The following is a 12,491-nucleotide window of genomic DNA, read 5'->3' as shown; positions in this document are numbered from 1 at the left end:
ATTTTATGCAGGTTGCGGATATTCTACCTCTTGGGAGGCGCTTTCTGAATAGAGAACTAATGATCAATTAGGCTATGTGTAGCATAATACATTGATACAGCTTGCTTTTTAGGAGAGCGTTATGCAGGCACCTAAGCCGTTAGCAATTACAAGGTTAAAAAAACGTTGCACCAAAAAAACGTTTCCTCGTGACAATACTCAGGTCATTGAACCACTCGATCGCTTCATTGGTCAGCAACGTGCAGAGCAAGCGGTACGCTTTGCGATAGCTGTAGTTAACAAGGGCTACAACTTATTTGCAGTGGGGGAAAATGGTTTAGGTAAGCGCACAATGCTTAAGCGATTCCTTTCGCAACACGCAGAGCAACTACCTGCGCCATCAGACTGGTGTTATGTTAATAACTATGAATCTCCTCGGCACCCTTGGGCTTTAAAGCTTCCTTGCGGAATGGCGTCTGAACTGAAAAAAGATATGGAGGCGCTCATTCGTGAGGTGCGCCATGCCATTCCTTCAGCTTTTGATCAAGAAAGCTTTATTGAAAAAGCTGAGCTGATCCGCGATGACTTCTCAGAAGAGCAAGAGCAGATGCTGAGAGCGATCGCTGAAAAAGCTGGCGAGCATCATTTAAAACTGATTTTACAAAATCCAGGTGGATACTCTTTTGTTCCCGTTGATACAGAAGGTGAACCTATCCCCGTAAAAGAGTTTAATGCCTTATCAGAAGAGCAGCGTGAGCCTTTCAAAGTTGGCATTGAGCTGATGGAAAAAGAGCTGCGTGCCGCCTTGCGTGATCTGGCTTATTTAGAAAAAAATAGCCGTGAAAAGCAGCAGGCTTTAAATGAAAAAATCACCTTAACTGCAATTCAGCATTGGTTGGATGAATTAAGGGATAAATATGCCTCTCAAGAGCGAGTTGTCGCTTACCTAAATGCTGTACAAAAAGATTTGGTTGAGAATGTTGAAATCTTTTTGGAAGAAGATGAAAACACCGATGCGGTGACCCGAGCCTCCTTAGATCACAAAGTGCCGGCTCGCTATCAAGTGAATATTATGGTCAGTCATGATCCTGAAGGTGGCGCACCTTTAGTGATTGAAGATATGCCAACCCATAACAATTTGGTGGGGCATGTTGAAAATGTGACCTATATGGGCACGGTGGCAACTGACTTCTCTTTAATTCGACCAGGCTGCCTGCATAGAGCCAACGGTGGCTTCTTGGTTTTGGATGCTGGCAAGCTACTACAGCAGCCCTATGCTTGGGACGGCTTAAAGCTTGCGCTTCGTACAGGCTGCTTGCGTATTGATACCTTGGAAAAGCAGCTGACTTTATCAGGGAGTGTTAGCTTAGAGCCAGAGCCGATTGCATTAGAGGTAACCGTAGCGCTGTTAGGGGATGCGGAGCAGTATTATTTATTGCAGCAATACGATCCAGACTTTAACGAACTCTTTAAAGTATTGGCTGAATTCGAAAGTGACATGCCGCGCACAGATGAGAATCAGTGGTTGTATGCGCGTTTAATCAGCTCAATGGTACAGCAAGATGGCCTTTTAGATTTGAGCCGAGACGCCATTATGCGGGTGATTGAACAAGGGGCGCGTAACGCGGGGCACCAAGATCGTCTGTCATTAAATGCAGCAGACTTGAACCATCTATTACGCGAGTCGGATTACTGGGCACGTAGCTTAGGCAAAACCTTAATTGATATTGAAGCGTTGGATCAGGCGATCTCAAGTCGACAGTATCGCTCAGGCCATATCAAAGAGCGGATGTTTGACTCCATCAAAGAGGGCGTGATTTTAATTGACACCCAAGGTGAGAAAGTAGGACAGGTGAATGGTCTAACGGTGCTGCATATTGGTGACAGTGAGTTTGGCCAACCGAGTCGAATCACGGCAACGGTGCATTACGGTACGGGCGAAGTGCTGGATATTGAACGTAGTGTTCAGCTCGGTGGGGCTTTGCACTCTAAAGGCATTATGATTTTGACCTCATTTTTGAACGCACTGTTTGGTCATAGTGAAGTGATGCCTTTGGCGGCAAGCTTGGTGTTTGAGCAGTCTTATCATGGTGTGGATGGCGACAGCGCCTCGTTGGGTGAGCTGGTGTGCTTGCTGTCAGCGATGTCCGGTTGTCCTGTTAAACAGTCGATTGCGGTCACAGGCTCTATTAACCAGTTTGGCGAGGTGCAGCCTATTGGCGGGGTGAATGAAAAAATTGAAGGCTTCTTTGATACCTGTCAAAGCCGTGGTTTAACAGGGGATCAAGCCGCAATTATCCCAATTCAGAATATCAATAACTTAATGTTGAAAGATGAGGTAATCGAGGCTTGTAAACAGGGACAGTTTGCGATTTATGCGGTTGAGCACGTTGATCAAGCGATTAAGTTGATGACCGGTGTAAATGCGGGGCAGGCCAATGAAAAAGGGTACTTTGCAATCAACACGCTGTATGGAAAAATTCAACTGCGGCTAGAAGCTTTGCGTAAAAAAGCTCAAGGGCAGAAAAATAAAGTCCGTAAAAAGTAACCCTTCATTCACAAGAGAAGTTTGGCAAGACGCTTTACCTTTGCACTTAAAGTAAGCGTCCTTGCAACAAAATAGGAGAAAGATGTGTCTACCGAGGTTGCAACAGGTTTACTACTTGTTGGTCTGTTGCTAATAACAGGCTTGGCTTTTTATGCCTATTGTTTGCGCCAACAAGTTGCCCAAAAAGAGCAAGCAGAGCGCGAAGCTCAACAAGCCCGCCAGTTAGAAGCGCGCACAAAAACTTTAGAAAGCATTCATATTATAGCCCAGTGTGCCTTAGATGATCAGGTTGAGATTATGGAGGCGAGCATTCGCCTGCGCGTACTATTGGATATTTTTGATGCGGACTTATTGCAACAGCCAGAGTTTAGCGTGTTACTAGAAATCACTCGGCGGGGTCAGCATTTTGCCACCCATCAAGCGCGTAAAGAACTGAGTAAGCAAGCGCGTATGAAGCAGGATTTTGAGCGAATCGCCTTAGAAGGTGAATATAGAGAAGCTGTTTTAACCACTGCTCGCAACTTGTTGCAGTTGCAACCTTAGGGCTGTTACATGATTAATATTAACGACAAATTAAAGTCTTTACGCTCAGGTGATAGTGCGCGTCGTACCAAAGCCAAAGAGGTTAGCAAGGTTACAGGGCGAAAAAGCTTTACAGAACACCTTATTCAACAAGTTGACGAAGTGAGTAAGGTATCTTTAAACGAGGAGCTTGGAGCACTACGCAGTGCACTGGAAAATGCTGGTGATACTTTAGAGCGTAACCCTTCTTTAGGTAACCTTGAGGTTTATAAGGCTTTGTTGAGTAACTTGATATCCAAGACAACTCAGGGAGCTTACAAAGTACAAGGTGTTGGCTCTGGCTGGTCTCCAACAGAAAAGCACCATGTGATTCAACTTATTGATGAAGAAGCGGCTGAGTTGTTGCAGCTAATTTTAAATGAGAATAGTGACCGAATGAAAATTACCGCTAAGCTGATACAAATTAAAGGCTTGGTGGTCGACCTATTGTCTTAGGCCTTATCACTATATCTATCACGCCATTGCATTACGCATGATTCTAAAATTGATTACACTGATGATCTGTTCAAGTTCCAGACAAAAAAATGCCCCACAGAGTGGGGCACAAAATGCAAGAGCTAACAGAGGGTTCTCTCCGAAGAGAGGCTTTCGTTGACCTTCATCGAAAGTGCCCAATAACAGTATTGCCTCAATGAAGCAAACATGAACTGGACAAACCCGTTTGCAAATTTATTACGCGCCCGCAAACACTGGTAAATATGGCGCGACCCTATGCATTTAATACTAAAGACTAATGGAAAAACTGTCAATTCAAGGTAGTTCTATTTTCTGTATAGAAAGGTTTACATGGTTGATGGGTCTGTAATTTTTAGAATTAATGGTAAGTTTTGCTGATATTTTTGATATTTAATTCTGTTTGCAGTGCTATCTAGCGATAAGCTGATCAATCACAACTCTTCTAAACCAAAATGGCACACTCTGCGAAACCTTTGTGGTAAATTGCTTTGAGGGAAGTGCGATGCCGTTTGGCCGATCAAATGTAGGTGATTAAATGAGCAAAAAGCAGATCGATTTTTTTTACGATATTGTTAGCCCATATAGCTATCTAGCAGCAGTGCAGATGGAAGACTTAGAAAAATCAACTGGTGCTGAGGTAATTTGGCGACCAATTTTTTTAGCTGGGTTGATGCGTAATACAGGAAACCAGCCTCCTCAAGAGTTGCCTGCGCGTAAGCATTATTTCTTTGAGCAAGACTTGCCTCGTATGGCAAGCTATCTGCAAGTACCTTATACAAAGCCTGAAACTTTTCCAGACAATACGGCCACATTAATGCGGGCTTTGTTATCTATTACAGATGGTCGTTTAAGAGCGGAAAAAAGTTTAGCGTTATACGAGTTATATTGGGGAGAGGGGCAGTCGGTAACAACTGAAGAGGTGATGTTAAGCCTGCTAGGTGAAGAGGCTATGAATTTTGCACAAAGCCCAGAAGGGAAACAAGCACTGATTGAGAGTACCCAAGAGGCAACTAATCGAGGGGCATACGGTGCTCCAACACTATTTGTTGATGACCAAATGTTCTTTGGCTGCGACAGGGTTTTACAGTTAAAGCACTATTTGAAACTATGCAAAGATGCATAACTGCTAGCGCTTTAGGCAAACTATTATTCCTAAATAAACTGTGCTGACTTTCAGTGCTTTTGTTTGGGTTCTTCCGTTTTTAGGATTAGGTTAATTATGTTTACTGGAATTGTACAAGGGACTGCAACTGTCGTAGCCGTGATAGATAAGGAAGATTTTCGTACACACGTGCTTCAGTTTCCGGATGCACTGGTTGAAGGCTTAACTCTTGGTGCTAGCGTAGCTCACAACGGCTGCTGTTTAACGGTTACTAAAATCGAGGGTGAGACTGTAAGCTTTGACCTTATGGTTGAAACCTTGCGCTTAACCAATCTCGGGTTATTAAGTGATGGTGACGAGGTGAACATAGAGCGTGCCGCACGTTTTGGTGATGAAATCGGAGGTCACGCCATGTCTGGACATGTTATGTGTACGACCGAAGTTGTAAATATCATCGAAAGTGAAAACAACTATCAGATTTGGATGGCGCTACCCCAAGGTTATGAGAAGTATTTGTTTGAAAAAGGTTATGTTGGTATTGATGGCATTAGCCTAACCATTGGCAAGATTGAGCGAAATAACTTCTGTGTTAACTTAATACCTGAAACCCTTGAGCGAACGGTCATCAAGCAGCGTTATATTGGCAGTCGAGTAAATATTGAAATTGACCCACAGACGCAAGCCATTGTTGATACAGTTGAGCGCATCACAAAAGATACACTATCTCAATCGTGGATTGGTGGCGCTATTGACGGCGAATAGTCTTTACAGCTGAAACGCTCTCTATTATTAGGCCTATACGAATATCGTCTAGGCCTATTTTTTTGGATTTAGCTGTTTTTCTCTAGCATATTTTTCATGCGCTTACCGATGCTTTTGAGCATCCACATGGCATGATCAGGGCTCTTCATTAAATGATCTAAAAAAGCGTCTTTAGGCAGTGACATAATACGTAAATCTGAACCTGCAACGACATCTGCCGTGCGTATATCGTCAGTGAGTAGTGCAAGCTCACCAAACACTTCACCTCGCCCCATAACCGCCAATAACACGCCATCTGGGGTACGTACCTCTATTTCACCCTCAATGATAACAAAGGCAGAGTCACCTTGTTCTCCTGCTCGAACTACATATTCGCCTTTGTCGTAGAATATGCACTCATAGGATTCCATAAAGTTGTAAAGCCGATTGTTCTCTGCAAAGGTATAGAAAAAGTCATTCAGCTCTTTGACATCTAACAGCATAGGAATAAAGCTTAAGCCCAAATGAGGCTCAAATAGCTCTTCATCCAATGGCTTAAAGCCTACACGCTGAATTAGTTTCGCAATAGTGGGATTAATGGGTGCCACTACATGCGTTACCTTGCGAGTAATGGCAAAATATGACGCCATAAGCATTAAACCCATTGCAATACGTGCGCCCCTAAAGGGTTTGGTCACACAGTACATTCCGCAATTCATTACTACCGCATCTTTGGGTAGATACGGCCTAAAATCATAGTACTCATCGGCAGGAATACCCATGCTTGAATCTAACGTCAGGCGCATACTGCCAATGACATCTCCATTGCTAACAGCTGCTAAGTTGTAAGTTGTAGAAAAAGCATCGAAGCGATCTAATACGCGACCATCTGCTGTCGCAGGAAATAGTGACTCCTCTTCGCTAAAAACTTTATGGCGTAGCTTTAGAATTGCATCTGTTGTAGCTGGTTCACGCGCTAATGTTATTTTAACGGACATAACTGTTTTACCTAATCAGCCAATGCTGTTGTGGAAACAAGATACTCGCCTTGGTGCAGTGTGCTATGGCTGATACCTTTTAAATAGCGCTCGCGCAGCACATTAGTGTTGGCTATTTCGTTCAGTTGATAGCCTTGTTGTTCAACAAAGTCAGCTTGCTCTTGCTGCTCAATCATCCAGTTTAAAGGCTCATTTTTAAACTTGAGATAAAGCTTCAATAGTGCGCCACAGTTATTATCTGCACTATTCATCGGTACGACACAGGTATAAACAAAACGTGATCCTGCGCCCGTTAATTGCTTTAATCCTGAAAACAAGCGGTCTACATCCGCACGATCAAGATACATCAACACTCCTTCACAGATATAAAAGGTGTTGCGACCTGCATCAAACCCAGAGTACTCAGAAAGTGCTGTGCGTGCATCGGTTTGGCTAAAATCTACGGCTAATAAGTGAAGATTGCTAGGGGACTTGTCAAACAGTGCCTTTTTCTTTTGGGCACCAGTAGCAGGGTGATCAAGTTCGATGAAGTTGACTTGAGGATAGCGAACATGTAACTCCCAAGCCAAAGTGTCAAAGCCTGCACCAAGATTTATAACCTGTGTTACGCCCTCTGCAATTGCCTGCTCAACTGCATCGCGAATATAGCGTTTTCTGAGTACATAATGCAGCGTAATACCCGGCATCATAAGGCTTTCTATGGCTGGTGCCATCGCCCTAAAAAGAGGGCTTTTCAGCTGCTGCAAACGTTTTTGTCCTTCATAAGAAGCCGACAATATTTGCTCGCAGGCCTCTTTCATTTCAGGTGCCACTAACCCCCTAAGTTCAGGCTTGGAAGCACTGAATAATACGCCTTGTAGCACCGTGTAAGCGGTAGCGCTGGCCTGATCATCTTTCATATAAACCTCAGTGAGCAAAAACTAGGGTATTAGACTACCCAGTAATGTAAGCCGATCAAAGAATTAATATTGGTTTAATAGAAATACTCATTACCTTATGTTGTGTTTGTTTATAGCTCCAGCGCTGTCTCAACCTAAGTGATTTTAGAGTTTAACCAGAGCATCACAAAAAAATAACCGCGAACGGAGTCGCGGTTATTTAGAGGGAGAGCGTGGGATCTGCTCTCCTTTTTTATAGCGGATTATGCAGGAACGTTTTTCGCTGCAATAATCTCTTTCCACTTGGCAGGGCCAGTGTTGTGAACAGAGATACCGTTAGCGTCTACTGCAACGGTGACAGGCATATCTTTCACTTCAAACTCGTAAATCGCTTCCATACCCAGCTCTGGGAAGGCTAGTACTTCAGCATGAGTGATCGCTTTAGACACTAGGTAAGCAGCGCCACCCACGGCCATTAGGTAAACCGCTTTGTTGTCTTTAATCGCTTCAATGGCGATTGGGCCACGTTCAGATTTACCGATCATACCCAGTAAGCCTGTGCTTTCGATCACTTGGCGTGTGAACTTGTCCATACGAGTTGCTGTTGTTGGGCCTGCTGGGCCAACCACTTCGTCGCGTACTGGATCAACCGGGCCAACGTAGTAGATAAAGCGGCCTTTTAGATCTACTGGCAGTTCTTCACCTGCGTTCAGCATCTCGACCATTTTCTTGTGAGCGGCATCACGACCTGTCAGCATTTTGCCGTTGAGCAGGATGGTTTCACCCGGCTGCCAGCTTAATACGTCTTCTGGGGTTACGGTGTTCAGATCGACGCGACGTGTACTTGCGCCCACCTCAAACGTTACTTCTGGCCAATCGTTCAGATCCGGTGGTGTTTGTAGCGATGCGCCTGAACCATCCAGTACGAAATGAGCGTGACGAGTCGCGGCACAGTTTGGAATCATGCACACAGGCAGAGACGCAGCGTGTGTTGGGTAGTCCATGATTTTTACATCCAGTACGGTGGTTAAACCGCCTAGACCTTGTGCACCAATGCCCAGCTCGTTTACTGCATCCATAATTTCCAGACGCAGTTCTTCAACGCGATTCTGTGGACCACGCTTACGCAGCTCATGAATGTCGATTGGGTCCATCAAGGATTCTTTCGCCATCAGTGCCGCTTTTTCTGCGGTGCCACCAATACCGATACCCAACATACCCGGTGGGCACCAACCTGCACCCATTGTTGGAACGGTTTTTTTCACCCACTCAACGATTGAGTCTGATGGGTTCAACATTACCATCTTAGATTTGTTTTCTGAGCCGCCGCCTTTGGCTGCAACCTGAACATCAACTGTGTTGCCTGGAACGATTTCGTAGTGGATGACCGCTGGCGTGTTGTCTTTGGTGTTTTTACGTGCACCTGCTGGATCAGCCAGAATAGACGCACGTAGTACGTTGTCTGGGTGAGTATAAGCGCGACGTACACCTTCATTGATCATGTCAGTTAGGCTCATGTCGCCTTCCCACTGTACCTGCATACCGACTTTTACAAAGACGGTTACGATGCCAGTATCCTGACAGATTGGGCGCTTGCCCTCAGCACACATACGTGAGTTGATCAGAATTTGCGCCATTGCATCTTTTGCTGCTGGGTTTTCCTCACGCAGGTAGGCTTCGTGAACCGCCTGAATGAAATCTACCGGATGGTAGTAGGAAATATATTGCAGCGCGTCCGCAACGCTGTCGATCATATCTTGTTGACGGATAACGGTCGTCATTTTCGGAGTATCTCCTATCACGGTCAGTGCTAATTTCCAGCGGTAGCACCGGAAACGGTTTTGTTATCGTTATCTACAGAAAAATATAGCGGCTGCAGATAGATACTTCATAGATAGCTTGGGATTGATTAGGGCTTGAAATAGAAGAAAAAGCCCCAGATCAGGTTGGCCGAGTATACACCATTTTTGTGGCTTTACTGACGGCAAAGTCACCAACTTTAGGCAAAGTAATCGAATTGAAATAGATGAGAACTAGACTAAAGTTACAAAGCGTCACAAGGAATAACAGCTTACCTACAGACCTATTAGAGTGAATATTCCACACTGCAATTCTAAAGATACATTTAAACTGAATTATTCTGAAACGAGTTTTAGCAGTTGCTTTAGATAAGTGATTTTTAATAGGTGATATATTTTGCAGTGAAGGTGTGAGATGTCTAATTTGTCAGCGCTCAAGGAACGGCATGAACAACGCTTGCGTATCAAGCGGCTTATGATATCAGTTTTGTCACAGGGCTTAATTTTGCTGCTGTTGGCTACTGCACTGGTTTTTAATTTGCTTGATAATGTCTCGCCTACCCAATATCTATTTTTAATGTTTACCGCTGTAATTACACAGAGCTGTTTTTGGTTAGTATTCAAAACTAATCTTAATCTGCGTTTTAACGACCCTTCCCTTACCTTACTGCAAATGGCCACTGCGATTGTCTGGTTTAGTTTGATGATCAGCCAACTACCTGATATTAGAGGTTCACTACTCTTACTTTATGTAATGGTGATGTTGTTTGGTATTTTCCAACTGGATACATTGGAGTTTGTATGCGCAGGTTTACTAAGCTTGGTCTGTTTTGGTGCGGTTATTTTATTTGATGTAGTTCGTATTAATTCAGGCATGACGATTCAAGCACCTGCATTAAATATTAGTGTCATGCAATGGTTGATTTTAGCCAGTGCTCAGGCATGGATTGCGTTGTTTAGTAGCTATGTTAGACGGCTTAGCGAGCGTTTGAAAAAGCAAAAAGATGTGCTCAAAAGTAGTAATCAAAAGATGCAACATGCCCACGATGCTTTAGAGCAAGCAATGCAGCAACTTGATGAGGTGGCAGGTACAGATGACTTAACGGGCATTTTAAATCGCCGCCGTTTTTTTGAAGAAGCAGAGCAACGCTTAGGTGATTCTGAACGATATTGTGCGACAGCACTTTGTATGATTGATATAGACCATTTCAAGAGTATAAATGACCGCTTTGGTCATCAAGCAGGCGATGTGGTGTTAGAACGCTTTTGTCAAATCGCAGCCAACTGTTTAAGAACCAGTGATCTATTTGGTCGTTATGGTGGAGAAGAGTTTATCTTGCTATTACCACAAACGAATCAAGACAGTGGCGTAAAAGTGTCTGAGCGTATTCGACAAGCCTTTGCCGAGTATCATTTTGAGCAGCTCGCACCAGGATTACACTTAAGTTTGTCGATAGGTATTACTTTACACCGCTGGAGTGAGCCTTTAGAGGCGACCATTAAACGTGCTGACGAGGCTTTGTATCAGGCCAAACGTAATGGTCGTAATCAAACGGTTTATCAATCTGGCGCTGAGCGTTTACAAGGACAGATGACACCTAAAAGCAGCTAGCCTGTTAGACTAACTTTGGTGAGTTGCCAGTTGCGAAAAGCGCTCAGCCCACTGCGAATCAATGTGTTGGCACACGACAAATTCAGGGTTCAGCAAGCTGCTTTTCTGATTGTAGCGCAAAGGTTGTAGTTGATCGTCCAATACCAGACCGCCTGCACATTCAACAACGGCTTGTGCCGCAGCGGTATCCCACTCACTGGTTGGCCCAAAGCGTGGGTATAAATCGGCCTGATTGGCCGCAACCAAACAGATCTTGAGTGAGCTGCCCATCGGAACCAGTTCAGATTGAGCAAAACCTTCAGAAAAAGCCGCCACACGATCAGCGGCATGTGAGCGACTGCCCACTAAGCGCCAGATAGCAGGTTCAACATTAGGGGTTAACAGCAATGTTTTTTCGGTTTGCCCTATGTTGTGCTCGAATGCACCAACCCCTTGCGCAGCATAATAGAAGCGATTCAAGACAGGGGCATACACCACACCTAAAATGGACTGACCTTGATGAATTAGAGCGATATTGACGGTAAACTCGCCATTACGTTTTACAAATTCCTTGGTGCCATCTAAGGGGTCAACCAGCCAATAGGTTTGCCACTGTTGACGAGCTGCCCAATCAATCTCAGCGCTTTCTTCTGATAGTATCGGCCACTCGGGGGTAAGCTGTGTTAGCCCTGCAACAATGCAGCGATGCGCCGCTAAATCTGCCAGTGTGAGTGGGCTGTCGTCTGATTTGACGGAAACGCCTAAATCGTCCTGTTGATAAATCTCTAAAATCGCTTCGCCTGCGTTCTGTGCCAGTTGTTTTACTTTTGGCAGCAGCTGAGACAAGGCATCAGGACTTGTTGACATGGTGGCGTATCCTTTTGTGAAAACTAAAGTATTTCAAAACTGGCGAGCAGTAAAAGTGCTCCAAACAGGGTGTGAAAACGTCCTGTAAGGGGTGTTAAGGCTTGGCGCTGTTCAGCGGGTTGTTTCAATAAGGTAAAAGGTTGGCGCAACGCGGGTAATGACAATAGCAACCACCAAGGCGAGGGCACTAAACCTTGCCATGTCAATAAAGCGACCAAGATAAAGCTCAGGTATACCATGCCTTTGTATAGCTTACAGGCGAAGTCATATCCGATACGCACGGTAAGGGTAGTTTGCCCAACTTGTTGATCGGCTTCGTAATCCCGTAGCTCATTGCTGAGTAAGAGCAAGGCCGTTAATAGGCTTAAGGGAAGTGAGAGATAAAAGACAGTCCAATCATAGCTGCCGGACATCACATAGCTGGCTCCGCCAATCATCATCACGCCCATCAGCAAAAACACCAAGGGCACGCCCAGCCCTCGGCACTTATAGTTAATGGGTTCTTGAGTGTAGTAATAAGCGCCTGCTAAACCTGTGATGCAAAGGGCTAATAGTGGCAAGCCCCGCAGTTGAATTAGCCAAAGGCCGATTAATCCTGCAATAGCAAAACACACTAAGCCCAAGCGGTAGTTACGAATAATCGCTTGCTGAAGCCAATATTTTTGGGCGGCCGTTAGTCCTGCAAAGCGCTGGTCTAAGGTTTTGAGATCGGAGTGATCATTAATTAAGTTCACGCCAAACTGTAATAAAATACCGCCTGCCAGTATGAGCAAACCCAGCAAGAGGGGCTGAGCGCTTTGCGCCCAGCCGAGCATAATCCCTTGTAAGCATGACATCAGTGCCACGGTGAGTGAAAAAGGGCGAGCGGCGCATATCAACTGATACTTTTCCCAGCCCTGAACCGATTGCATGACCTGACTTACAGTTGTCATCCTTACCTCTTCAGTGGA

11 protein-coding genes are annotated in these 12,491 nt (G+C 44.8%); 6 read left to right on the top strand and 5 right to left on the bottom strand.

Annotation, left to right across the window (positions count from 1 at the left end; translation table 11 throughout):
• Nucleotides 1-121: 121 nt before the first annotated feature.
• The 5 genes from B5D26_RS00390 (at nt 122) to B5D26_RS00370 (ending at nt 5,429) form a co-directional block, all read left to right on the top strand.
• The gene (locus B5D26_RS00390) at nt 122-2,527 is read left to right on the top strand and encodes a Lon protease family protein (RefSeq protein ID WP_078743712.1); all 2,406 of its coding nucleotides are present in this window, start codon (nt 122-124) and stop codon (nt 2,525-2,527) included.
• 84 nt (nt 2,528-2,611) lie between these two features.
• A complete protein-coding gene (locus B5D26_RS00385; protein WP_078743711.1) occupies nt 2,612-3,070 on the top strand; it encodes a DUF2489 domain-containing protein in 459 nt (152 codons plus the stop codon).
• A gap of 9 nt (nt 3,071-3,079) precedes the next feature.
• Nucleotides 3,080-3,544: a YaaR family protein gene (locus B5D26_RS00380; RefSeq protein ID WP_078743710.1), complete on the top strand. Its 465-nt coding sequence runs from the start codon at nt 3,080-3,082 to the stop codon at nt 3,542-3,544.
• A 556-nt stretch (nt 3,545-4,100) separates the two neighbouring features.
• Nucleotides 4,101-4,688, top strand: a complete 588-nt coding sequence (locus B5D26_RS00375; protein WP_078743709.1) for a 2-hydroxychromene-2-carboxylate isomerase — start codon at nt 4,101-4,103, stop codon at nt 4,686-4,688.
• Between the two features lie 96 nt (nt 4,689-4,784).
• Nucleotides 4,785-5,429, top strand: coding sequence for a riboflavin synthase subunit alpha (locus tag B5D26_RS00370; RefSeq protein WP_078743708.1), 645 nt, complete (start codon nt 4,785-4,787; stop codon nt 5,427-5,429).
• Between the two features lie 68 nt (nt 5,430-5,497).
• Here B5D26_RS00370 and B5D26_RS00365 read toward each other — a convergent pair whose 3' ends face one another.
• The 3 genes from B5D26_RS00365 to B5D26_RS00355 all read right to left on the bottom strand — a co-directional run bounded on the left by B5D26_RS00365 (nt 5,498) and on the right by B5D26_RS00355 (nt 9,065).
• A complete protein-coding gene (locus B5D26_RS00365; protein ID WP_078743707.1) occupies nt 5,498-6,406 on the bottom strand; it encodes an N-acyl amino acid synthase FeeM domain-containing protein in 909 nt (302 codons plus the stop codon).
• Between the two features lie 11 nt (nt 6,407-6,417).
• Nucleotides 6,418-7,305 (bottom strand): class I SAM-dependent methyltransferase, encoded by an 888-nt coding sequence (locus tag B5D26_RS00360; RefSeq protein WP_078743706.1) that lies wholly within the window; start codon nt 7,303-7,305, stop codon nt 6,418-6,420.
• Nucleotides 7,306-7,547: 242 nt separating this feature from the next.
• Nucleotides 7,548-9,065 (bottom strand): fumarate hydratase, encoded by a 1,518-nt coding sequence (locus B5D26_RS00355; RefSeq protein ID WP_078743705.1) that lies wholly within the window; start codon nt 9,063-9,065, stop codon nt 7,548-7,550.
• A gap of 433 nt (nt 9,066-9,498) precedes the next feature.
• Between B5D26_RS00355 and B5D26_RS00350 the strand changes: the two genes are divergently transcribed.
• The gene (locus tag B5D26_RS00350) at nt 9,499-10,695 is read left to right on the top strand and encodes a GGDEF domain-containing protein (protein ID WP_078743704.1); all 1,197 of its coding nucleotides are present in this window, start codon (nt 9,499-9,501) and stop codon (nt 10,693-10,695) included.
• Nucleotides 10,696-10,704: 9 nt separating this feature from the next.
• Here B5D26_RS00350 and cysQ read toward each other — a convergent pair whose 3' ends face one another.
• Together cysQ and B5D26_RS00340 are read right to left on the bottom strand one after the other, a co-directional pair.
• Entirely contained in the window at nt 10,705-11,541 is an 837-nt protein-coding gene (gene cysQ, locus B5D26_RS00345) for a 3'(2'),5'-bisphosphate nucleotidase CysQ (RefSeq protein WP_078743703.1), read from the bottom strand.
• Nucleotides 11,542-11,564: 23 nt separating this feature from the next.
• Entirely contained in the window at nt 11,565-12,473 is a 909-nt protein-coding gene (locus B5D26_RS00340) for a prenyltransferase (RefSeq protein ID WP_078743702.1), read from the bottom strand.
• Between the last annotated feature and the right edge of the window lie 18 nt (nt 12,474-12,491).

The sequence above is a fragment of the Oceanospirillum multiglobuliferum genome (assembly GCF_900167095.1).
Taxonomy (GTDB): Bacteria; Pseudomonadota; Gammaproteobacteria; order Pseudomonadales; family Halomonadaceae; genus Oceanospirillum; species Oceanospirillum multiglobuliferum.
Note: the sequence above shows the minus strand (reverse complement) of the source record. Positions and strands in the feature narration are given on the sequence as shown.